Here is a 20720-nt window from a genome sequence, read left to right as displayed (position 1 = left end):
AAATATCGGCTATGAGGCCTCCGCCGTCGCGCCAGTAGGTGCGTCCTGCGTCGAGTTCTGCTTGGAAGCGGCGTACTCCGTAGCACTCAATGAGGAAGCGCCCACACCACGCAGCTTGGACATCAAGGAAAAGATGAGTTTCTTGCGCCCCTTCGGTAGGAGGCGCGAGCCGAGCGTAAAAAAAACGAGCGCATTGTCGATCTCATCTTGATCGTCATCGTTGATCCAGCCCTTCTTCAGAGCAGTGGCTAGAGGGACGGGTCCAAAGCCATCTTCTTCCATCGGGCCAATATAGGAGGCATTGCGCCGGAGTTCGGCCATGAAGGAGCGGTAGGCGGCGTCGCTTCCCGGGATTTCCGGGTCGTCTTGGCGGGCAATGTCGGCCAAAGCATAGGCCGCAACGGCTGCCCCTGCTGTAATGCCGAGATTATCGCCCTCTAGGCGGCTCCATGTTTTGGCCAACAATGACCAGCAGCTCGCGAAGGCTTCACGCGTCATGGGCGGGCAATGGACAAAGCTGCGCTTATCATTGAGCGGGACGACCAGATTAAGGGCTGGGTTGATGGTGACTGTACTCATTAGGCGGCCTCCCACAAATCACTATTGACGATTTCATAGCCGCCGATCGTGACGTTCCATTTTACTTGTGTGCCGTTCAGCGCTTCTTCTGGACGGCTGATGATATAGGCGTTGCGAATTGTGCGGTCGGGCTGGCTGGAGCTGTCGGAGATAATGCGAAGATCGCCCAGAGCGGTATTCTTCTTGATCTGGTTGTAATAGGCGGTGGCGAGACTTTGGCTGCGCACCAAATTAATCACCACATTGATGTTCTGCTTGGCCGCTTGGGAGCCCACCCGGCCTGTCATCGTATCGAGAAGGTCGGTCACATTGCCTTCCGGCTGGATTTCAATCCCTTCTGGAGTGAGGAAGTCAGAGGTGACATTGAGGGCTGAATTGCTGGGGATGATGACCGAACCACGCAGGCGGTTGAGCATCCCCTGTGGGGTGTTGGGACTAATAGCCATGATTAAGCTCCTGTGCTGGAGGCCGTTGAGGACACAGCCGCCACAACCGATTGACCGCTAAAGTCCACGGCGAGATTAAATGTCAGGGAGAGGAAGCCGCGCGGCGTGGCGATGGTGGCGGCCACACCACTATAATCCCCGCTTTGATAGGCGGAGGGGTTTTGGCTCACATATGCCGCAAAAGAGGTCGCGGTCAGCGAATAGCTGACGATACAACCCGCTGCTTCTCCGCCGCCGAGCGTCTGTTCCGCGCGGGCGGTGAGGCGGTCAATCCCGTTTTGATCGTAGATGAGAGGGCGGATACCGGGCTGGCTGTCTTCAATGATGAGATTGGCAAGCTGAAGCTCAAGGTTAATCGCCGCCCAGTCTGCCCCATACCATTCACTCATAGGGTCGCCATTGAGGAAGTTCCCCCAAAAGAGGATCGTGCCACTCACACCGCCTTCCCGTGCCGTACCGGGGAAGCTGATATTGGCCTCTTTCATCGCGGCAAAGGCGGGGCCATTGCCTGCTTCTGGCCACGGGGTAATGCCGGTGAGAAAGCGGAAATTCATCGGGGCGAGGCGATTAACCGGCCCCGGCCGTGCCGAGAGGAACTGGGCGCATACCGCACTGGCGAGATGCTCTTGTGTGAGGTTCGCCGTGCTATGTTCGGCCCCATAAAACACGGCTTTGGATGAGTTGGCCGTAAGCGTCTTAGCGTCATCTTTTGTCCCGCAGAGGAAGGCATAGAGCCGCGTATTATTGCTGCCTTGATTGGCAAGAAAAGCGGGAAGATTAGGATCAATCGCCAAGACGCCACGAGGCAAGACAACGCCATAGAAGCTCTGCGGGTGTTTCTCTAGGAAGGCTTTCAGATCATCAGCGATGGTCTTCGTTGTGCCCAATTCCAGCACCCAGACACCCGCTGTGCTATTGGCAAACCATGAAGCCGCCATGGCTTGCAGCTCAACGGTTGGGGATGGCGCGCTTGTGGTGGACGGAAGCGGGGAAGAAGCCGTGCTACTTCCCGATGACGTGGAGCTGCTGCTCGACACCGGCGACGTGGACGGTGAGGCGGAAGAGGACGAAGCAGACGATGCCGTCGTTGTGGGCAGCAGAGCGGTGAGGTCAGCGGGTTCAGAGAGGAACGAGAGTGTGCCGGCGGCTGTGTTCGTGCCGCCTAAGGAGACGAGCAGTCCCTTTTGTTGCAGCAAATTAGGGGCCGCGCCCCGAATGATGCTTTCATTAATAGTGACAATCTGGGGCATTTAGGGCGTCCTTGTCAGGGGATGGGAGAGGGTTGGGACAACGCGACGAATAAGTGCCAGCGCGGTGTTGCGCACGGCGGCTTGGGGATACATCACGTCAAACTCAAGGGTCTTGCACATGGCGAGCGCGTTAATTTCAGCCATTGCCTGCTTTTCATCGCGAATATGAGGGCTGTTGGTGATGCCGATGGTCTCAGGGTGCAGAAGCGCCCAGTGCAAGATGTAACTCACGATATTTTCAGCCTGCTGATGGGTCAGACCATAGAGGCGCAGGCGCACCTTCTCGCACACAATCCGGGAGGTGGAGCCTGTGGCCGGGTCAAGTGCGCTCATGGTTTGGGCTTTGCCACCGGCGGGGTCGTGATGGATCGCGATATAGGGCGTGGGCTGATTGTCCGGCACCGCAAAGGACGGAAAGAGCGGCACATCGGGCGGCCACGGGCACCAGTTGAGCGCGATAGAAGGCGTTGCTGGCATGACAAGAAAGAGCGCAAGGGAGCTGCTGGTTACCGGCCCCATCGCGTCAAAAAGGGTGGGGTCGTCGATAAACTGGCTGGCAAAAGCAGGGCGGATCGTGCCGCCTAGATAATGGAACAGCCCCGCTTGATCATAGCGGCTGGCCCGGGAGCTAATAGCAAAGCGCACGCCTTCCACATCCCCCACCCAGACCTCATCAAGAGCGCGATCATGAAAGGCGTGAATTTCTTGGGAGGTGGTGAGAATGACCGTGCTCTGGTCGTAAGACTGGTCTTCGCTCAGCTCGCTCCCGGTCGTGATATGGAGCGACCCCGGCACCTCGCGTGTGTCGTCGGTGATGACCCAAAAGACAAACCCGTCCACCGGCAAGACCGCGCGGCGGTATTTCGTAAAAGACACGGTGCGGTTGTAAGACGTATCGCGCAGTCCCGCCTCAAGCGCATTAGCAATCGGCGTGCCCGCAGACGCGCTCAGTTCATCCAGTGACGGCATAGCAAGGGGCTCCTTAGGAAAAGGACATAAAAAAAGCCGCCCGGTTGGGGCGGCTATTGTTGGCAGGCAGCGCTATATATCATCCCAAAACCCCACCCGTAGGAGCTCCATTATTCCCGTTGGAGTGTGTGTGGGCTTTGTAGGGTGTGCCGTTAATCACGAGGTTGCCGGTGATTGTCACCGTGCCGCCTTCTAGCGTGATGCTTGCGCCGCCGGTGGAGAGCGTGATGGTGTTGTCTGTCAGCGTGACAGAGGCGTTGCCGTTGAGTGTGTTCGTGAGCTGCACACCGCGTACGCCGTAGAGATGGAGCATCTCAGCGTCGAGCTTCTCCCATTGGGCGTTGGTGAGGGGGAGGAAGACCGCATTGCCAATGTTATCGGATGTCTCTGTGAGCGTTGGCCGCCTCGTGCTCAGGCCGCTCATGGCCCCAAGGGAAAGGTCAGCCCCCAAAAGAACGCCCTTGCATCCCGGCTGTAGAGGCGTGCGGACATATTCGCTTTCAGCAATCGGCACGGTCAGCGGCGGAAGCGCGGGGTTACAATCCACCTCAACTTGCACGGTTGCAATACGGCCATTCATCGACAGGATAGAGGCAGGAAGAGCCTTGCGGTTATGGCTAGCGACAGACCCCGCATGTTTGCGCACCATGAGCGGCAAATGGTGAGAGGGCGGGCTTTTACGGAAATGCGGCATGATACGATCCTTTTACGCAGGAACACAGAAGAAGGTAGAGGCCCATTGCTGCCCATCAGGTGAGCGGAATTGGCCGAGATGGGAAATGCCAATAATCAAATAGGTGCCAGAGAAGAGAACGCGGTTGCGTTGCAAGCCGATGGCCTCAGTACCCGTCGCACTAATCACGCCATAGCCTGACGGGGTGGGCGTGTCAGACAAAGGCAGGCGGATGACATCCCCAACCTTGAGGTCGCCGCGCATGGCTGTTGTGAAAGAGATATTCGCCACACCGTCCCAACTGGGCTGGCCGATCAGTTCCTCAAACAGAATATCATGTGTGACCTCAGCACGTCCTTCTTCATAGCAAGAAAAGACCGTGCCATGAGGGTAAATCCTCAGACGTTTCTTCGTCGCTTGGTGCCAGAACTCAGACATAGCCGCGCAAAGCTCGGTAAAGTTGGGGTAGGAGCCATATAAATCTTCAGGAGCCGGGACGGGGTCTTTGACGTTAAACTCTGTGTCGTAGTCGGGGTTAATCCGCTGCAAACTAAGCTTTATGGCTTGGCAGAGGTCTTGCCCACGTAGGCAATGGAACGGGTAATGCGTGTTGCGTGGCTTGCTGCTGTCAATCTGCTTGGCGACCCCTTCAACGGTAGGGAATGTTATATCCTGCGGAGGGATCACATGGTTAGAGAGGTAAAGCGTGAGGTCCATCGCCACCCCAACCCAGTTCCCCACAGCCGTAAGCACCGTACCGTTCAGAATTTCTCCCGTTTGGTTCGGGTTGCTCAGCGGCAGGCCCTTGCCCATACCGGCCTTTAAGACGACCGTTGAGCCCACAAGGCGGGAGGCCGTCTTGATCTGGTGCATATCCACACCGTGAATGGTGATGGAGGCATTTCCGCTGGGACTATCGAAGGAATCAATCGAGGTCTCGTTAATCTGGAACTCAATTTCTAGCGCGTTAGGGTGAAACTCATCATTAGGACCGCCGACCTCCCAGCCGTATCCCCCCGGTTTACGCTTCATGTAGGAGCCTAACATTAGGTATGGGGTCGGATGAGTTTTCACATTATCTTGAGTGCCACGTATAGAATTAGGGTCTTTGCTCTGCGTCATGCTCTCTTTTGGTTTTACAACGCGTAAGTCATAGTAACGCATGAATAAGTCTCCATAGAAGAGTAAGAAGGGGTGCGTTATGAGTTCGGTTGCACTGGTTGTTTTATTGTGGGCTGGCCCACCGCACCCAATGAAACCTGTGGGGTATGATCGGTATGTCTTCCCACAAGGTATTGACGATATTGACGAGAAAACCGAGCTGCGCGACCGCAATCCGATTGCTTGGGCAAGCATGAAAATGGGCGCAGGCCAGAACATTCCCGGCCAGCTAGATCGGCGCTTTGGCTCGTCTGACGGTGCCATTACAGAGGCTTCCGTGCGTGGCCATTCGCCCTCAGCGCTCCCATTTCGGACGCTTCAACAATGCCGCGCAGAGGCCGCACGAGACATTCCGCTTTTTGAGCAAGTGGCAGAGAGTAAATACCAAACCATTGCGTCCTATCGCTGCGTGGTGGTGCCCGATAACGAGCAGCTCACCTTCTACGCAGGGGGACGCGACAAAAACGGACGCTATGGCGTGAACCCTTATGGGCTGGTTAAGTTGACAGTGCCTGATAACCCGCCATGTGCTCAGTTTGACCTTCCTTGGCCTGATGAAGACCAAGAGGCTCAGGACTTAATGGCAGAAGGGGCTAGTACCCACATTGCTGTTAAATGCCACGTGTATCAAGCTACGGATCGGCTATGGCACAATCGAGACTGCGCCATTGATAATGTTGATAGACGTTCATTTACTTCTTCCTCTGCGGATGATCAGAAATATATTCAGAAGATGTCTGCGTTTACTGCAATCGCTTTGAGAGTTGCTGGGGCTCATTGTTTTGTTGAAAAACCAGCCTTAGAGCCCAAGGATGGCACTAGAATAACCAACTTGGATTGGGATACGAGCGGAAACGATTCCGGTAATCAATAAGCTTTTAGATAGGAGCCGCCTTTTTTTGAGGCGGCCCCTGTGTTTTAAGCGACGGCTTGAAGTCGTGGCGGTAAAAGCTTTGCGAGCTTGCTGATCCCTTGCGGGGTGACAAGGACACGCTGACACACTCTTTCTTCGCCATCAGGTTGTAAAATGGTGGTGACTTTATGGGTAAGGTCGCCCGTTTGCGTGCGGGAGGCATAACCAAGCCATTCGCTATCCCCATTACGACGGTAAATCCATTTGTGACGATGGAGATACTCGAACAGGTCTTTCCGCTTAATCTGGAGCGCCTTGGCGGCCTTGGTGATGTTTAAGGCACCCTCTGCTTTAGCGATCCGATCAAAAGCCGACACGTCATCTTGCATAGAGGAGATTTGGGCCTTTTGCTGCTCAATCTCTTCCGCTTGCTCCGCTGCCAATCGCAACGCCTCGGGAAGCGTTTGTGGAACGCGAAGCTGAGGGGATTCCTCTAGTTCCATCCAGCGCTTGATAATGGCGTTGCGAAGCTTGACGTTATAGCCAGCCATCAGGGTGTAGATAAGCTCTTTGTTGAGATTGTAGCATTTCCTCTTCGTATTATCTTCCCCGATATAGCTGTGCTCAAAATTGAGCCGAGCTATTTCTAGCCCCTCCAGCATCTTCTCAATGTCACGAATGACATTCTTGTGCTGCTTCCCTGTCAACTCGGCAATTTCACGGCTGGACATGGTGAGGGGCGTGTTCAGAAGGGCGCTCATGCTGCACCTCCTTGAACGGAGCGCATAGAACGGGGAATACCCATTTCTAAGCCATCATGCACATATTCTAGTCTCTTTGCGAGGTAAGCCACTGCAACGGCTCTTACAGGCTCATCGCCTTGAGAAAGAGAGTCTAGGGTTGCTTGAATATCGTAAAGCTCATTTAAAGCAGCTCCGATGGACGTATCTTGTGCTTCTACAGGAGCCGAGAAACTGCTATGGTTTTCCGCAGCGTTAAGCATGGAAGTACTCTTTCCTTGTTTAGGGTTAGGGGCGGCTCGAGGTGTTCCAGACCTTGCGCCGTCCTGTATTTTTAGATAATCATTAATTATGAGTATGTTAATAAAAGATAATCTAAAAAAGAGAGGCCGCGGAAGACCTTCAACAGGTGGGGCTTATCCTTTAATCGGCTCAAGAATGCCACCTGATCTTGTGAAAGAGATCGATAGCTGGGCATCTGCTAATAAGATGAGTCGCGCCGAAGCAATCAGAGTTTTAGTAAAAATCGGCTTGGGGCGTAATTGAATGTTTCAACGGGTCTAGGAGATGAGTGATATGTCCGATAAAGTTAAAAGGTCTGAAGAAGAGACACGAATTATAGAGTCTATTAGTAAGTATTGTTATAAGGGAAACGGGGAGAAAGAGTTATTTGATGTATACCCCGGATATTTTGAAGTCCCTGAGTGTGAATTCCAACTCGTTAGAAAAGTAGGGGAAAGTAAATTTTCCCAACGACGACAATATATTGATAATGGCGCAGCTATTAACGGCGCAATGAATTATGCTAACGCAAAGAAGAATATGGCCATAGGTGCAGTTATGTATAGTAGGCATGAAGCGGGATATAGTGCCTTAATGAATAGAGATGAACTGGATGAGGATGAAATTCCCTTGTGGATGGGGTCTAATATTTGCAAAAAATTTCATCATCATGGTGAGTTCTTTTTATTAAAAAATACTTGGTTAACTGATAAGTTTATTATTAATAAAAACATTAAATATGTAGAGGACTTATCTCCTGGAATAGGAGGGGTTCCTGATTGCATGTGTAGATTCTTCTATAAATACCATCTCGACCAAATCCCCGATGGGGTGATTATTAAGAAAAAAAACGAGAGTGATATTAATTTTTCCATAGCAATCAAGGCAGATGAGAAAACCCCATCCGAAGAACGCTTTCATCCTGTCACTAAAAAGCAATCCTTCTTACGAAGACTTTTTTCTCTAAAGAAGCAAGGTTAATGCAGCGTTACTCCTGCAAGGAGGAAAACAAGAGCAACAGTTCCAGCGGTCACGGCATCTCTCCTAAACAACGACCTCAAGCGTCTGATTATCCTCACGATATACGAGCGAGGACGTAGAGATTGAACGAATCAAGTTTATATCAAAATTCATAGGGGAACCAATAAGCGGGCGGAAGAGGAGTGTTTCGCCGCCGTCGTTCTTTATCGCGATATACCAGCGTTGACCGGCCATGTTCCAAGCGGCTCTGAGGATGATGAGCCCTTCTGCGACGGTGATTTGTGCGCTGAATGGCGGGGCGCTGTCATTACTTGGCGTGAAGGGAATGAGCGTTGGGTTGGGCATGGAGTGTCCTTTCCGTTTGGGCACAAAAAAGCCGCCCGGTGAGGCGGATATGTGTGCCGTCAAAAGAAGAAACATGGCGATAAGGTTAAAAAACAATAATTCTTCACTCTATTGTTTTTGAATGAGAATTATCAAACAATCATTCTGAACATAAAAGGAGAATTTATTGTGTCTTATTGTCGTTCTATTTTTGCATCATCCCTTCTCTTATTTCCATTGTTGATGTCTCCTTTTCCAGCAATGGCGGATGATAATATTCAAGGCTCATTAAATAGTGGAAATGTGAGTAATCAATATGGAGATGATCGGGGAAAAGTTTTGTCTGATGGCGAGGTTGAGGACCAGTACGGTAACACTAAGGGGAAAATTCTTTCCAACGGGGAGTTCGATAACCAATATGGACAAACTGAAGGGAAAATTCTTTCCGATGGTGAAATTGATGATCCTTACGGTGTCACTATAGGTAAAGTTCTTTCTAATGGTGAAATTGATGATCCTTATGGCGTCACCTTAGGGCACATTGCTTCAGATGGCAGTGTTAGTGATGCATATGGCAGCAGCTTAGGAAGCGTCCCTCCGGGGAATAATCTCGCTGCTTTCGAATTGATCACCCATAAAACTAAGTAAGGCAAAGCGTTATATGCAGATGGAAGAATTTATAAGCTCTCCTCTCATAAGGCACTTTCCCCTTACGAAAACATACGGCCTCACTCCTTCGTCCATCCTTTGATGGAGGAGTGAAGCAAGCTGGTGTCGATGAAGGAGGGGCGGGGGTCTCCTACAGGGCGGGTGCGTTCGTCTTTGGGCAGCTTTCTCTGTGCCTTGCGGAAGGCTTTTAGCTGGGCGGGGCTTATCCCGTTCAGCCCACTTTTAGAGCGGTGATTAACCCCCATCTGAGCGGCGAGTGTGGGGACGTGGCCCGGCCCGTGGGTCATGGTCTCGATCGAGCCGTCGCTGATGGCCGCGAAGAGCTTGTGGGCGAGCTGTTCGGCGACGCGTTCGAGAGGCGGCCCAACGGGCTCTGCATTCACGAGGGCAGAGGCGGCGGCACCGGCGAGGGCGGTAGTGATCTCCTGAGTGAGCCACTCACTGTTGGCCTCTAAAAAGCCCGAGAAGATGCCGTAGCGTTCCTCTAAAATCTGCGCCACTTGGCTTGTGGTGGTGGCTTGGCCGTTCTTGCCACCATAAACAACGTCTTTCACACCAAGACAGAGCTTCATGCCATCCCCCAGACACTGCCTACTTGCTGCATGATGGAGAGGTAGAATTGGCCGTAAGGGTTCTTCATGGCGTCGAGGTCTGCCAAAGAGAGATTTTTGAGGCTATCGGGGATCATCCAGCTTTGAGAGGTGCCATTGTCGGAGCTGGATTGGATCAGGCCCGGTGTGGTGGTGTTCATACCTAGCTTCTTCCGAATATCGGCCCAGTAGGTCGGGTTGGACGCACTGGAAGGGTCTTGTGCGAATTTCAGCAGATATGACGCGGCGAGGTTGTAGACGCAGGCTTCATAGAGCGACGGGTCAATCGCGTTCAGGTCGGTCATAACGAGGTCACGGGCGAGGCGGAACACCATGCCAAGCGATCCTTCGCTGGGGAAGGAAGCGGCCGGCACGCCCATCACGTCTGTGACAAACTCGGTGAAGCCCTCAAGGGTTGGCGTGCCATTGGCCATGCTTAGTCTCCTGCGGCGGCGTATGTTTCTTGAGAGAAGCTGCTGGGGGCGGCGTCGTGATCGCCATCCGCGGAGAGTGAGACTTCTAGGGACTGCGTTTTGTTGCGCTTGCCTTTGGTGGTGGCCATCGTGCGCCCCGCAATGGTTTCAGCGGCTTTTTTGCGCGTTTTGGCCCCTTCTTTTTTCAGCTTTTCATGATTGTCCTGCACGCCATTGGCGAGGTCATGAAACTTCACAGCGCAGTCTTCAGAGTAGATCAGCCCTCGATAGGCCGGGTTATGCTGAGCTTCTTTGAGGGTGCAGAAGCCGAAGGCGCGGTGCTGGTCAATAATGTCGCGTATATCGTCAGCATCAAGATCGGGTATGGAGATTTGCGCCCCGGCCGGGATGGCGACACGGGACGGCTCGCTTACTTTTTGGCCAAAGCGCCGGTAGGTAAAGATATGGGTTTGCTGGGTCGGGTTGCCGATAAATAGTTCCATGGCTGTTCTCCGTCAAAGAAGGCGGGAAGGCGGGTGTGCCCTCCCGTTACGTGGCGTTAAGAGGCTGCTTTGGGCGGTGTCGTGCCCGAGCTGTCGGCCGCTGGTGTGGCGGGGGTTCCACTAGACGATCCAGCTAAAGAGAACTCGTTGCTGTTGGACACGGGGACGGAGAGGATGGCTGTTGCTTCCCCACGCAATGACCAGCCGGCTGTGGAACTCATGAAGCTCACAAGATCGGTGCCTTCAGCGCCAATCGGGCCGGTGATTTCCGCAGGGAGGTCGCGATCCACAAACAGCGCATTACAGCCGCGCTCTTGGGATTCATACTCATCACCAAAGATATTGGTATCAAACGCGCCTTGAGCGCCCATATCCGGCAGCTCTGGGATGGTCAGCACAACGGCATCCGTGTTGTTCGTGCCGCGCTCTTTTAGGCTGTCATCAGGGGCGAAGATGACCTCAACATTAGAGCCCTTCATCACATCAATGATGGATTGTGTGATGGACGCAGAGCCCGCACCGGGGCGTTGGTAGGAGGTCAGCTCAACCACACGGGACGCCATCAGCCCGAGCACGCGTTGTGGGGCGAGGATGACGACACGCACCGGCGGGCCGCCGGCGTTATATTGGGCAGAAACCCCGAGCAGATTACAGGCATTGAGCCGTCCGTTAATGGCACGTAAGAAGGCCTGGAGGGCCTCGCCCGCATCATAGGCATCCAGCGTTGTGTGCCCTTGGCTATCGGCCGGCAGGCTCTCACTAACAGTGCCGCTGGCGCTATTAAGCAGTCCTTCACCGCTTTGGGGGTTAAAGCCAAAGAGGGCGATGTCACGCAGCAATTGGAAATGGCCCTGACGCATCGCCAGTGAGTAAGCATTGGCGAGGGAGAGCTGCCAACTGGCGGCCGCGTTGAGGTCTTCGCGGGAATAGACAACCCGGATTTTCTGCTCATACACGGGGGTGCTGATGAGGGAGGCGTTAATCTGCACGCTCGGTAGTTCATTGCCGCCTGTTTGAGCGCCTTTAGCCAGCGTGCGAATATCATAGATCGGCACATAAACGGCCTTGGCGCCTTCAGTGAGTTTCACATCAGGACGCCCATTGGGGAAGAGGTGCATAAAGCCCGAGCGAACCGACTGGCTGACCAGTGCGCGCGGGGAGGTAAAAGAGGGATTGACCGTAAAACGGGCAGGAGCGAGGAGACCCATAGTGACGTGATCCTATAAGGGAAATGGGGGAGAGAAGCAGGGGCGCGCGCGTTAAAGCTGGATCAGCACGAGGATGGTGTCCTTGGCGTTATCGTCGGCGTACGTCCAATTCAGTGTTTGCTTCGTGGCGTCGTATCTGACGAACTGGCCGCCTGTTTCGTAGATTTCCAGCAGGCGAACGGGGATCGTATTGCCAGACGTTCCCGCGATGAGGCGCTGATTTTGAAAGTCCCAGCCGAGAGGGAGGTTGGTGTTCTGCCCAATTTGCTGGCGCAGTGCGGGGTCAGCGGGCACGGGGACACGCATGTTGGAGCCAAAGCGGGCAAAGCCGATGGAGTTGCCGGGAGCCGCTTGCGCCGCGTTGCTGCCGGGCATGACGATCATATGGTTGCCGTGGTCATACAGCGTAACGCCGATCATGTCGGTAGCGGAGGTCGCGCGTTTGAGCTCGCTGCCCATTCGGCTGCTCATGGATGCCGCGTTTGTAGGGCCGCTGCCTGCGATCCCTGAAATATGCTCAGACACGGCAAGACCGCCCCACATGGGGAGTGTTTCGTTGGGGGAGACATAGCCTTGGGAGAGGCGGTAGCGCGTGGCTGGGTCGGCAAGAGAGAGGCCTTGCATCGCGCCGGTTGTGTCGCTGCTAAACAGGCCTGAGGCTTGGGTGGTGCTGTAAGGGTTCATAAGGGACTGTCCAAAGAAGACGGGGGATATAAAAAAGCCGCCCTAAAGAGAGCGGCCGAAAAGATGGTGGAGTGAGGGAGCGTGCTGACTTACGCCATGAAAGCCCCAAAACCCGCTCTAAAGGAGCCGCGATACTCCGTGCGGCTATGCCCGGTGTCGCTGCGCTGGCGAATGGCCTGAATTGGCGCGTTATCGGCGTAGGTGGTGGGGCGTTTAGCGGCTTCTTGCGCGTCTTTGTGGATTTGGCGAGACGCAATCGCGAACACTTCAGGGGTTAAGCCGGCAAGGTTGGTTGTAGCCCATTCTTTAGAATGCGGCTTAAGCAGCTCGGCACAGCGGCGCCCATAGCCTGCGACCGTCTCACCGGGGACATAGCGCGGGGTTTGCACCCCAAGAGGCTGCGCAACGGCGTCTGTGCGAGATTGAAGCTCGCTGATCTCGTTATGTTCTTCGTCGGAAAGGGGCTTGGTGCGGCTCTTCACCTCTTCCAGCTCATCGCGTCGCTCTTGATCGCGTCGATCCATCTCAGCGAGCTGCTCACGAATGCGGCGGTTTTCTTCATTCTCCGCTGGAAGATAGGCTTGAGGGTCGCCTCCGCAGTCTGTGATGCATTGGGCAATGGCCGCATCATCAACGCCGCCTTTGCGCATGGCGTCCACCATCTTCGCGAGCATGTCATGCGCGTTGCCCTCGTCCTTGCGGTCAGCTTGAGCGGAGGCAGGGTCAATCACCCCATCCTTGCGGTCTTTTTTCTCTTCCGGTGTGTCTGGAGCGTCGGGTTCAGCCCCGTCTTGGCGCTCTTCTGTGCGGCCTTCATCGGGGGCTTCCTTTTCAGCGTCGTGGCGGGTGTCTTTTTCGGCTTTGTCTTTGTCGGGTGTGTCGGTCATGGCGTCCTGCGCAATTTGGGTAAGTTCATCAGCCAACCCTTCGCGGTCTGCGGGGGCGGCGGCGGGTTCTTGGGTAGCGTCGGTTTGTTCGGGCTGTGGATTGCCGGGGATGTGATTGGAGGGCATGGGAGGCGTGCTTCCCGTGTCTTCATCTGCCTTAGCCTCTGACGGGGCGGTAAGGCCCGCTTGCTGGGCGATAGAGCGAAGCTTCTCAGCAAGGGCAGTGTCATCGGGCCGCGCGTCATCGCCTTGAGCGTCATGCTCGGCGGTGGCCGCGCCTTCAATGAGGCCCTTAATCTTGTCCAGCTCTTCCAAGAGCTTAGAGAAAACGGCGCTTTTGTCGGCATCTCCGCTCTCCTGGGCGTCTTTTTGTGCGACGGTGCAATGCGTGGCCAGCGCGTCTCGTGCAGAGGGGAGGGCCTCTTTAAGCTTTGCCATAGGGGGCGTGTCTCCATGTTGTCGGGTAGGGGGTGCGTCAATTCCTGAAGGCGGCCCGTACTTGTCCCACACCCCCGCCGAAACAAGGGCGAGATGGTCGGGATGATAGGGCGTGCCCTCAAGAAGAAGGGTCGTGCCGTCTTCTCCTAATGGGCGGCTGATGCTGTCTTTGCCGCTGATGACACCGGGGGAGGTTGACCACGGCTCGTGAGAGAGCACTGTGGCCAAGCGGCGATCTTGAATGCGGGTAATGGCCCAAAGCTCATCACCTTTGATGAACGGATAGACCACCGATCCCACGGAACGGCCGCGATAGAAATCATCGGTCACGACAGAGGTATCGGGATGGTCCAGCACAACCGGCATCCCTTGGCAGGCTTCCATCACCTCGGGAGTGAGCCAGTCATCGCGGTTGCGATAGGCATATTCGCGCCGTTCACCACCACGATAGGCCCAGCCCGTGCCACTAATCCGCATGGCAAAGAGCGTGACATTCATAAAGCGCTGTGGGGAGGTATATTTCCCCTCGGCCATCTTGCGGCACATCGCGCCCATATCAAGGGTGAAGCGGTCGAGAATATCGGCCGTGCCGGGGAAGAGCGGCGAGGGAAGTTTATCGCCCTCAAACCAGCCCCAGCCTGTGTGTTCGTCATTCAGTCTGGGGGTAAAATCCTGCTCTAGCGCGACAGCATAGGCGCGGAAATCCCCCGGCCCATCAGAGCGCGGCATCTGCACCGACCAGAGCGTCTTGCCCTCAGGCGCACAGCCAATCTCTTCAGCGGATTCACGGATGGCTGTTTGTTGGGCGGTCTCTCCGTCTTCGCACGACCCCGCGACAATCCCCCATGCGCCATCGGGACGCTTGAGCAGGAGCAGACGCCCGTTCGCCGTATAAACACGGCCCGCCGCCTGCACGTTCTCATCCATAGCGGGAACCTCCAATGCGTGAGGAGAGTGAAAATAAGCAGGCGGGTAGAGAGGTTTTGCTTGAAAAGAGGATGAGGCGTCGTGTAAAGTTTCAGGTGCCGAAGATGGTGAATTTTCGCCCGTGCTGCGATGTAACGGCCCATGTAAGTCGTGGTGAATGACCTTGTTGCTCTGGTCGTGTTGAGCACTAAGAGGATCGTGCGAGTCCTCTGCTATCTTCGGCAGCTTTTTTATATCCCGCCATCTTGCACCGTATGCGGTTCCGATTGAATAGTGATCGCCATTATTCAATAGGTGCATCGAGGTCATATGCGTTTTGGCATTTGACCTTTCTTCTTCAGGTTTGATCGCGAGAACGCGCGAGCCATGTACAGGGCTGTGAAGATCAAGAGTATGATTGCTGGCAATGTGGGAGGCGTAGTCAAGGGCATGTTTAAAACCCTTATTGCGGATTTCTTGTCCGTGTCTGAACTCAATATGTCGCCGCCCAAAGCCTGATCCCATCGGCTCGGTTGTAGTTTGTTCTCCTTCCCGCAGCACGACAGGAACGCGGGTGTTTTTATCGTGCGGATGGGGCACTTCTCCCAACACAAGCGGGCGCTTGATCTCGCCTTGTCCGCGCGTATCGTATCCGCCTTTGCCCATCTCCCAGCCATCGGCTCCATAAGCGGGACGGTGAGCGTCTTCCTTTTCTAACCGGTCGAGAAGCTTGGCGTGTTTGTCCTGAAGGGCTTGACGTTTAGGGCCACCTTTAGCGACCCACTGGCCGTTTTCATCGCGCGGCTGGTCGTTGTTAGAAGCAGGCATAAGGGAGGGGCTTTCAGGGGGGCGTTACGAGCGCATAAAAAAACCACCTCGAAAGGTGGCTACGGCGCTTTATCTATATGCAGGGGTTATCTTTGTTATAGGGGACAACATATGCTAACGGAGAGGCGATATAAAAAAAGAGCGGGATTCGGCCCCCGCTCTTTAAAACCACCAAGTGCCAGAACCACCGGTGGGATGCTTCATTACTAGCACGCGCGACATGCGATGTACAATAGCTTTTGTCAAGGTGGTTCTTTTGATGATGAACAAAGGAACAACTTACATGTCTGTTTTGCTGGTGACATACGATTTAAAAGGAAATGACGGAGATTATCCCAACTTAATAGAAGCGATTAAGACATATAAATCTTACTGTCATGCTCAGAAATCGGTATGGTTTTTAGATACGTCACGATCCGTCGGCTCTGTTAAAGATGATTTAAAACAATATATTCACCGAGAAGATGATATATTTGTAGGCAGAATCCAAAAGGAATGGGCTTCTTATCAACCGTCTACTGTCAATACATGGCTCATGGATATTGCGCGTTCTTATTAGACGTGTCTAAAATTTCCCGACGCTTCCCAATAGGATACATACCGATACTGGCGGGGATACGTAGGAGCTTTGCGATGCGATGCAAGAGCTTACCCCGCCATGTCCAGCGGAGGGCATTTTCTCGGTCAAATTCATCCATGTGATCCATGTTGTGATCCTTTCAGGTGTTCTTCAGAGCCGCCCGTGCTTTGTCGGTCAGCATGTCGTCGGGGATTTGGTCGAGATGGTAGAGATAGCGGCCACGACAGGAGCAGAAAGGCAGCACCCCGAAGCCGTCTATATCCTCGTACAGGCCCGCGCCTTTGGTGATGAAGCCTTTCTGATAGGCCCAGCCATCGGTTAGCGCGTAAATCTTGCCGTTGCGCTCTAGGTGCTCTTTGCGGTGGTTGTAATTGAGCCGATCAGGATTGGCATACCATTCTACCGCAATCGCTTTGTTGTTGGTAGCGGTGAGATAATTGAGATTGCTGTTGAGCTTGGCGGTTTGGTCAATAATGACGCGGCGTTTCTCAAACGGAAGCGAGCGGATCGGCTTAGAGAGGCTGGTCTTGAGAGGGCGGAGCTGCTCGTCGGCAGCGCTCCCGGGGTTCTGAGCGGTCGCCCAGCCGGAAAAACGCTGGAGCGTCTCTTCAATGGACTTCGTGCGATTAAGGCGAATGAGATCAACCGAGGCTTGTGTGCGCCGTGAAAGCTCGCGTTGTAGCGTCGGGGAGAGCTTCTTGATCGTATAAGCGGGGATGCCGTGCTTGCGTGCGAGAAGCCCACCCGTGACCTGCTGGCGGTAGGACTGTTGGAGCGCACGTTTAATCTCCGCTTCAAGAGCGGCATCACTGCCCACCATGCCACGGGCTGCGCGGCGCAAGTCTCGCACCCATTTCTGAAGCCGCGCCTTGCTGTCATAGCCATAACGACGCAAGTCCACTACGGCCTCACTTAGCACAGTCTGGAAAGGCTTCGTGCGGGGCATGGGGCGTTCTTTCTAAGAACCGCCCCGTTGTGAGGCGGCTATTATAAGCTCACTGTGCTGTGGTCAGTTGGTCTAGTTCTTTGCGAGCATATTGTGCAGCAAAAGCGCCATTTGCTGTCGCTTGCCTTACCCAAGCCCCACGACGTGGCGACCATTTGAAGGCGTAACGTTTGAGAATGGCCCGAACGTTCTCATCCGGCTTCCCGTTGGAAATGAACATGACGCGGTTTTCTTCTATGTCGTGGCGAAATGTGTAACCCTCTTGGACGGTCTCCATAGTCTCGGCTTGCGCGCCGCGTCTCAGCTCTTTTAAGCGTCCATTGAGACGTTTGATCTTTGCGCGATTATTTGTAAGAGCATAGGCTGGGAAGCCAACAGAGCACATCCAACGCGGCGGATGAATAAGTTCCTCACTTTCCTTCTCAGAAAATCCGAGCGCCATAAGGCCGTCTTTATCCTCTGGATTTTTACGGAGGATTTTGTTGGCCGCCTTCATGCGTTCTTGTCCCGCTTCCGCGGCTTCTAATTCCTTTTTGAGCTTTTCAATCGCTTGTGGATCATCGCTAGAAATCCCACTCTTGCCAACGCTTTTTGCCTTGTCCTCGTAGTAGTCTGCCTTTTCATCATACGCGATAGACTTACGCATCTTAACGCATGAGCGCTTTATAAGGCTGCGATGTCCGCGTTCGGAATGATGACCAACATGAATAGGTTGACAATCTGTGATTACGTTAAGCATTGACGACGCTTCATTGCTTTCCGTAACAGCCTGTTCTCTTGCAGCCTCAGCACGGCGTTCATAGCGTGCTTTCCGCGCATGTTGCCTCGCTTCATAAGCGTTAATGGCAGGGGATGTTCCATGCTGTTTTTTTACATCAAGTGTGTTATCTGCGGTTTCAGCCATGCCGAAAGTTTCCTTTTCGTTCGTGGTTAGGGCCGAGTTGAAAGTTGCCTCTTTCTCTCGGTCTGTTTTTTTGGTAACCAATAATTATGGATAAGTCAATAAATGGTAACCAGAAAAGAAGAGGGAGGCCTCGTAGTGGCGTGCGTAGCCACATAGCGGCACGCGTTACGGACGAGGAAACCCAGCTTATCGACGCATGTGCAAAACGGAACGGGATTACCCGCGCCGAAGCCATACGGCGCCTTCTTCAGAAAGCACTGAAGGCCGAGGAGGAACCGCATAGTCCTTGAAGAAAAAAGGCCAGATTTCTCTCAAATACCAGCGGGCCTATCGGGCTCCTTCGGCTCTCCGCTTTCAACATTGAACGAGCCGGGGGGCATGGCGCGGATGGCATCGGTGTCGATATTGAGCTCACCTGCAAAGAGCTGATTGTCGGTGTTGTTGATGTTGGTTTGCAGGAATTCCAGCAGCTCGGCCATGCCGCTAGGATCGTTCTGAACCATTGGCATGAGTATCCGTGCGGTGTCTAAGAGAATGCGGTAGCGCTTCTCTGTAACCTCAAACTCTTCCGCATCGTTGTTCTCAGATGGCCATTGCGCCACGAAGGAGGCCTGCCATTCGCGGAAGATCGTTTCCTCGGACTTGTTGCCGTATCCCTTGGGGTCTTTCTCCTTCATCGTGCGAATAAAGGCGGGGTTCCACGCGCGGCGCATCGTGACAGCATCGCAAAAGTCATAGACTGGCTTGAGCCAACGCCGCATCCGCGCGACATATTGAGCGATCTGCTTAGCGTCTTCCGTGCCTTCACCAAAGCCTTGCGCCAAGGTCTCGGCTTTGAGGATCTGTGCGGGCATGGTGGCCGCAGCGGCGATGTCTTCCAAGATGGACTGCCGCACACCGTGAAGCGACCCATCGACGTTCTGAAGATTAAGCGACGTGATCTCTTCGTCTTTGTCGATGGTGATGACGTTCTCATTGCTGCTGAATTTGAGGGTTTCAGCTTTACGCGATGAGAAGACTTTCATCATCTGATTGGCCGTAGAAGAGGCCTGCTTAATCTTGGCGATAATCACGCCCGCCTTATGCGCTACCTGATTGTTAGCCACCTGTGTCTCGAGATAAGACCGAAGCGGGTAAACGCAGCGGCGGAAGCTCGACCGGCCTGAATAGCCATAGGCAGAGCCTTCATAGTCCAAATATTCCGGTCCCTCATTCATGAGCGCGACAAAGCGGCCCTTGCAATAAGGTCGTCCGTTCACAGCAAGCGACGCGGCGGCCTTGAGAAAGTCAGGATCGTTCGGGTCTTGGTTCAGTGTGACCGACCCCGCTGTGTTCAGCGGATCAACAACATTGAAGTAAATATCCAGCTCGTGCAGCCGGTTAAACGGAACGGGCTCATCTGTTGGGATGGGCTTGCCCGTAGCCGGATCAACCGCGCCAAACACCATCGCGGCGAGGCCGTAAATCCGTGCTTTTGTGCCGATTTTGGCGATCACATCATCACAGCCATTATAGGCCCAATGATGCAGGAACTCCTTAGCGGCTTCATCATCGGGGGCAGAGTCCACGCGGATCGTGCGTGCTTCTCCAAGCGCCATCTCAACGGGCATATGAGCGATCTTGCCGCCCAACGGGTGTGACGTATAGAGCAGCTTGCACAGCTCATAGGAGGGGGCATGGCCGGGAAGAATGTTCTCGTCCATGATAGTGCGCCAGAGGCTATTCGTCCCGTATGTGCTTTCAGCGGCCATGATTAGCCTCCCATCGTGTCGCCAAGCCCAACGGCAATGCCGTAACAAAAGCAGTCCAGCAGGTCGTCTGCCCGACGTGCGGCGTCTTTGTCGTTGAGGCGGAACCCGAAGACTTGCGACAGAAAGTGGTTCTTGCTTTGCCCGCGAAAGATCGTTGTCTTCTCAAAAGCGGGCTCTGTGATTTTAATGCGCCCTTGCTGCACGGGACTGGACACGTCTAAGGCGCGTTGGTCTTTGCCCATGCTGGTCAGGCGGCTCTCGATGGCGTGGACGTTCAGCCCGCGTCGTTGGAGCTGTGGGATAATCACCGAACCCGCCGCCTTGTCCTCAATATGCAAACCGATAGAGCCATGACGAGCATGGGTGTCACGAGCGAGGGTTTCGAGACGCTCCATAACAACCGGCACCCAGTCTTCCAGCATAGAGCCTTCGACCTCAACGATGTCCCAATCAAGAACGAAGAGGGGCGTCTCATGGTTGAAGCGGTCAAATGCGATATACACGACGCCGGTGCCGTCATTGCCCATGCCGCCTTTCAGCGTCGTATCCATGACGGCATAAACGCAGTCACAGAAGGACGGGAGAGGGACAGGGGCCTTATCGGTGAGCGTAGCGTCGATGCTAAAGAAGGCTTGGCCGTAACGGCGGAAACCGCCTTCCCAAATATGGTCATAGCTCTCAGGATCGGTCTCATAACAGCGCAAACGCTCTTTATTAAGCGCCTCAGGGAGCCACGGATTATCCGACCAGTTAATCTGTCCAATAAAAGCCTCAGGGTTCTGAGCGAGGCTTTCACGCAGCTTTTCAATGGGGGAGCCCTCTTCAAGGGGGTTCCACGTAAACCACACTTCAGAGCCTTCTTTGCGGATCGTTGGCAATAAAAGCTCAATGGATTCTTGGCTCAGCGTCTGCGCTTCCTCAACCCACGCAATATCAACGCCTTCAGTGGATTTGATGCTCTGGATATTACGGGCCAGTCCCTTGAAGAGGAACTCAGAGCCGTTATGGGCCCGGATGGCATTCTCCAGCACGGTAAACCACGGAGCAAGACCGAGACTGTCGATCTGGTCGGACAGGAGTTTATGCATAGAATCCGCCATAGAGTTCTGATACTCACGGCAGCGGGACAAAATTTTCTGCACTTTGAGACAAAAT

Annotated in this window: 25 protein-coding genes; 5 read left to right on the top strand and 20 right to left on the bottom strand. The window is 54.2% G+C overall.

The window, feature by feature from the left end; all coding sequences use genetic code 11:
• Positions 1–9: 9 nt before the first annotated feature.
• The 6 genes from F457_RS0110300 to F457_RS0110275 form a co-directional block, all read right to left on the bottom strand.
• Positions 10–579 carry a hypothetical protein gene (locus F457_RS0110300; protein ID WP_018981061.1) on the bottom strand — a complete coding sequence of 190 codons (570 nt, stop codon included), beginning with the start codon at positions 577–579 and terminating at the stop codon, positions 10–12.
• Positions 579–1025: a hypothetical protein gene (locus tag F457_RS0110295; protein ID WP_018981060.1), complete on the bottom strand. Its 447-nt coding sequence runs from the start codon at positions 1023–1025 to the stop codon at positions 579–581. Before F457_RS0110295 ends, F457_RS0110300 begins: the two co-directional genes overlap by 1 nt.
• A 2-nt stretch (positions 1026–1027) precedes the next feature.
• Positions 1028–2275, bottom strand: coding sequence for a hypothetical protein (locus F457_RS0110290; protein WP_018981059.1), 1248 nt, complete (start codon positions 2273–2275; stop codon positions 1028–1030).
• Positions 2276–3244: a hypothetical protein gene (locus F457_RS0110285; protein WP_018981058.1), complete on the bottom strand. Its 969-nt coding sequence runs from the start codon at positions 3242–3244 to the stop codon at positions 2276–2278.
• Positions 3245–3323: 79 nt separating this feature from the next.
• Entirely contained in the window at positions 3324–3938 is a 615-nt protein-coding gene (locus F457_RS0110280) for a hypothetical protein (protein ID WP_018981057.1), read from the bottom strand.
• A gap of 12 nt (positions 3939–3950) precedes the next feature.
• A complete protein-coding gene (locus tag F457_RS0110275) occupies positions 3951–4949 on the bottom strand; it encodes a hypothetical protein (protein WP_169584129.1) in 999 nt (332 codons plus the stop codon).
• A 169-nt stretch (positions 4950–5118) separates the two neighbouring features.
• Here F457_RS0110275 and F457_RS0110270 point away from each other — a divergent pair, with 169 nt between their 5' ends.
• Complete coding sequence (locus tag F457_RS0110270) at positions 5119–5952, top strand: hypothetical protein (protein WP_018981055.1); 834 nt, start codon at positions 5119–5121, stop codon at positions 5950–5952.
• Between the two features lie 44 nt (positions 5953–5996).
• Here the strand turns inward: F457_RS0110270 and F457_RS0110265 are convergent, their stop codons facing one another.
• Together F457_RS0110265 and F457_RS0110260 are read right to left on the bottom strand one after the other, a co-directional pair.
• The gene (locus F457_RS0110265; RefSeq protein ID WP_018981054.1) at positions 5997–6692 is read right to left on the bottom strand and encodes a Rha family transcriptional regulator; all 696 of its coding nucleotides are present in this window, start codon (positions 6690–6692) and stop codon (positions 5997–5999) included.
• The gene (locus tag F457_RS0110260; protein ID WP_018981053.1) at positions 6689–6934 is read right to left on the bottom strand and encodes a hypothetical protein; all 246 of its coding nucleotides are present in this window, start codon (positions 6932–6934) and stop codon (positions 6689–6691) included. Before F457_RS0110260 ends, F457_RS0110265 begins: the two co-directional genes overlap by 4 nt.
• 313 nt (positions 6935–7247) lie before the next feature.
• Between F457_RS0110260 and F457_RS0110255 the strand changes: the two genes are divergently transcribed.
• Entirely contained in the window at positions 7248–7934 is a 687-nt protein-coding gene (locus tag F457_RS0110255; RefSeq protein WP_018981052.1) for a hypothetical protein, read from the top strand.
• A 63-nt stretch (positions 7935–7997) separates the two neighbouring features.
• Here F457_RS0110255 and F457_RS0110250 read toward each other — a convergent pair whose 3' ends face one another.
• Positions 7998–8279 (bottom strand): hypothetical protein, encoded by a 282-nt coding sequence (locus F457_RS0110250; protein ID WP_018981051.1) that lies wholly within the window; start codon positions 8277–8279, stop codon positions 7998–8000.
• A gap of 168 nt (positions 8280–8447) precedes the next feature.
• Between F457_RS0110250 and F457_RS0110245 the strand changes: the two genes are divergently transcribed.
• The gene (locus F457_RS0110245; protein WP_026294348.1) at positions 8448–8906 is read left to right on the top strand and encodes a 5-fold beta-flower protein; all 459 of its coding nucleotides are present in this window, start codon (positions 8448–8450) and stop codon (positions 8904–8906) included.
• 80 nt (positions 8907–8986) lie between these two features.
• On the opposite strand, the gene F457_RS0110240 is transcribed toward F457_RS0110245, so the two are convergent.
• The 6 genes from F457_RS0110240 to F457_RS0110215 form a co-directional block, all read right to left on the bottom strand.
• A complete protein-coding gene (locus F457_RS0110240) occupies positions 8987–9499 on the bottom strand; it encodes a hypothetical protein (RefSeq protein WP_018981049.1) in 513 nt (170 codons plus the stop codon).
• Positions 9496–9951, bottom strand: a complete 456-nt coding sequence (locus F457_RS0110235) for a hypothetical protein (protein ID WP_018981048.1) — start codon at positions 9949–9951, stop codon at positions 9496–9498. Before F457_RS0110235 ends, F457_RS0110240 begins: the two co-directional genes overlap by 4 nt.
• Positions 9952–9953: 2 nt before the next feature.
• A complete protein-coding gene (locus tag F457_RS0110230) occupies positions 9954–10433 on the bottom strand; it encodes a hypothetical protein (protein WP_018981047.1) in 480 nt (159 codons plus the stop codon).
• 56 nt (positions 10434–10489) lie between these two features.
• Complete coding sequence (locus F457_RS12890) at positions 10490–11641, bottom strand: major capsid family protein (RefSeq protein ID WP_018981046.1); 1152 nt, start codon at positions 11639–11641, stop codon at positions 10490–10492.
• Between the two features lie 51 nt (positions 11642–11692).
• A complete protein-coding gene (locus F457_RS0110220; RefSeq protein WP_018981045.1) occupies positions 11693–12325 on the bottom strand; it encodes a hypothetical protein in 633 nt (210 codons plus the stop codon).
• An 89-nt stretch (positions 12326–12414) separates the two neighbouring features.
• Positions 12415–15384 carry an NUDIX domain-containing protein gene (locus F457_RS0110215; protein ID WP_018981044.1) on the bottom strand — a complete coding sequence of 990 codons (2970 nt, stop codon included), beginning with the start codon at positions 15382–15384 and terminating at the stop codon, positions 12415–12417.
• A gap of 283 nt (positions 15385–15667) precedes the next feature.
• Between F457_RS0110215 and F457_RS12885 the strand changes: the two genes are divergently transcribed.
• On the top strand, positions 15668–15943 hold the full coding sequence (locus tag F457_RS12885; protein ID WP_018981043.1) for a hypothetical protein: 276 nt from the start codon (positions 15668–15670) through the stop codon (positions 15941–15943).
• Here the strand turns inward: F457_RS12885 and F457_RS13835 are convergent.
• The 3 genes from F457_RS13835 to F457_RS0110195 are packed head-to-tail and all read right to left on the bottom strand — an operon-like array spanning position 15918 to position 17814.
• On the bottom strand, positions 15918–16091 hold the full coding sequence (locus F457_RS13835) for a hypothetical protein (protein ID WP_018981042.1): 174 nt from the start codon (positions 16089–16091) through the stop codon (positions 15918–15920). The genes F457_RS12885 and F457_RS13835 overlap by 26 nt on opposite strands.
• A 12-nt stretch (positions 16092–16103) precedes the next feature.
• Positions 16104–16910: a hypothetical protein gene (locus tag F457_RS12880; RefSeq protein WP_018981041.1), complete on the bottom strand. Its 807-nt coding sequence runs from the start codon at positions 16908–16910 to the stop codon at positions 16104–16106.
• 49 nt (positions 16911–16959) lie between these two features.
• Positions 16960–17814 (bottom strand): DUF3560 domain-containing protein, encoded by an 855-nt coding sequence (locus F457_RS0110195; RefSeq protein WP_018981040.1) that lies wholly within the window; start codon positions 17812–17814, stop codon positions 16960–16962.
• A gap of 86 nt (positions 17815–17900) precedes the next feature.
• Between F457_RS0110195 and F457_RS14410 the strand changes: the two genes are divergently transcribed.
• Positions 17901–18104 (top strand): ribbon-helix-helix protein, CopG family, encoded by a 204-nt coding sequence (locus tag F457_RS14410; RefSeq protein ID WP_156809433.1) that lies wholly within the window; start codon positions 17901–17903, stop codon positions 18102–18104.
• 21 nt (positions 18105–18125) lie between these two features.
• On the opposite strand, the gene F457_RS12875 is transcribed toward F457_RS14410, so the two are convergent.
• Positions 18126–19565, bottom strand: a complete 1440-nt coding sequence (locus F457_RS12875) for an anti-CBASS protein Acb1 family protein (RefSeq protein ID WP_018981039.1) — start codon at positions 19563–19565, stop codon at positions 18126–18128.
• Positions 19566–19567: 2 nt separating this feature from the next.
• A complete protein-coding gene (locus tag F457_RS13395) occupies positions 19568–20707 on the bottom strand; it encodes a phage terminase large subunit (protein WP_264873519.1) in 1140 nt (379 codons plus the stop codon).
• Positions 20708–20720 lie beyond the last annotated feature (13 nt).

The organism is Saccharibacter floricola DSM 15669 (assembly GCF_000378165.1).
Lineage (GTDB): Bacteria > Pseudomonadota > Alphaproteobacteria > Acetobacterales > Acetobacteraceae > Saccharibacter > Saccharibacter floricola.
The sequence above is the reverse complement of the archived record's forward strand: the minus strand, read 5'-3'. Positions and strand labels throughout refer to the sequence as shown.

What these genes read in the sequence shown, in the direction of transcription:
- F457_RS0110300 (WP_018981061.1), bottom strand. Translation starts at nt 579, where the DNA reads ATGAGTACAGTCACCATCAACCCAGCCCTTAATCTGGTCGTCCCGCTC.
- F457_RS0110295 (WP_018981060.1), bottom strand. Translation starts at nt 1,025, where the DNA reads ATGGCTATTAGTCCCAACACCCCACAGGGGATGCTCAACCGCCTGCGT.
- F457_RS0110290 (WP_018981059.1), bottom strand. Translation starts at nt 2,275, where the DNA reads ATGCCCCAGATTGTCACTATTAATGAAAGCATCATTCGGGGCGCGGCC.
- F457_RS0110285 (WP_018981058.1), bottom strand. Translation starts at nt 3,244, where the DNA reads ATGCCGTCACTGGATGAACTGAGCGCGTCTGCGGGCACGCCGATTGCT.
- F457_RS0110280 (WP_018981057.1), bottom strand. Translation starts at nt 3,938, where the DNA reads ATGCCGCATTTCCGTAAAAGCCCGCCCTCTCACCATTTGCCGCTCATG.
- F457_RS0110275 (WP_169584129.1), bottom strand. Translation starts at nt 4,949, where the DNA reads ATGAAGCGTAAACCGGGGGGATACGGCTGGGAGGTCGGCGGTCCTAAT.
- F457_RS0110270 (WP_018981055.1), top strand. Translation starts at nt 5,119, where the DNA reads ATGAGTTCGGTTGCACTGGTTGTTTTATTGTGGGCTGGCCCACCGCAC.
- F457_RS0110265 (WP_018981054.1), bottom strand. Translation starts at nt 6,692, where the DNA reads ATGAGCGCCCTTCTGAACACGCCCCTCACCATGTCCAGCCGTGAAATT.
- F457_RS0110260 (WP_018981053.1), bottom strand. Translation starts at nt 6,934, where the DNA reads ATGCTTAACGCTGCGGAAAACCATAGCAGTTTCTCGGCTCCTGTAGAA.
- F457_RS0110255 (WP_018981052.1), top strand. Translation starts at nt 7,248, where the DNA reads ATGTCCGATAAAGTTAAAAGGTCTGAAGAAGAGACACGAATTATAGAG.
- F457_RS0110250 (WP_018981051.1), bottom strand. Translation starts at nt 8,279, where the DNA reads ATGCCCAACCCAACGCTCATTCCCTTCACGCCAAGTAATGACAGCGCC.
- F457_RS0110240 (WP_018981049.1), bottom strand. Translation starts at nt 9,499, where the DNA reads ATGAAGCTCTGTCTTGGTGTGAAAGACGTTGTTTATGGTGGCAAGAAC.
- F457_RS0110235 (WP_018981048.1), bottom strand. Translation starts at nt 9,951, where the DNA reads ATGGCCAATGGCACGCCAACCCTTGAGGGCTTCACCGAGTTTGTCACA.
- F457_RS0110230 (WP_018981047.1), bottom strand. Translation starts at nt 10,433, where the DNA reads ATGGAACTATTTATCGGCAACCCGACCCAGCAAACCCATATCTTTACC.
- F457_RS12890 (WP_018981046.1), bottom strand. Translation starts at nt 11,641, where the DNA reads ATGGGTCTCCTCGCTCCTGCCCGTTTTACGGTCAATCCCTCTTTTACC.
- F457_RS0110220 (WP_018981045.1), bottom strand. Translation starts at nt 12,325, where the DNA reads ATGAACCCTTACAGCACCACCCAAGCCTCAGGCCTGTTTAGCAGCGAC.
- F457_RS0110215 (WP_018981044.1), bottom strand. Translation starts at nt 15,384, where the DNA reads ATGCCTGCTTCTAACAACGACCAGCCGCGCGATGAAAACGGCCAGTGG.
- F457_RS12885 (WP_018981043.1), top strand. Translation starts at nt 15,668, where the DNA reads ATGTCTGTTTTGCTGGTGACATACGATTTAAAAGGAAATGACGGAGAT.
- F457_RS13835 (WP_018981042.1), bottom strand. Translation starts at nt 16,091, where the DNA reads ATGGATCACATGGATGAATTTGACCGAGAAAATGCCCTCCGCTGGACA.
- F457_RS12880 (WP_018981041.1), bottom strand. Translation starts at nt 16,910, where the DNA reads ATGCCCCGCACGAAGCCTTTCCAGACTGTGCTAAGTGAGGCCGTAGTG.
- F457_RS0110195 (WP_018981040.1), bottom strand. Translation starts at nt 17,814, where the DNA reads ATGGCTGAAACCGCAGATAACACACTTGATGTAAAAAAACAGCATGGA.
- F457_RS14410 (WP_156809433.1), top strand. Translation starts at nt 17,901, where the DNA reads ATGGATAAGTCAATAAATGGTAACCAGAAAAGAAGAGGGAGGCCTCGT.
- F457_RS12875 (WP_018981039.1), bottom strand. Translation starts at nt 19,565, where the DNA reads ATGGCCGCTGAAAGCACATACGGGACGAATAGCCTCTGGCGCACTATC.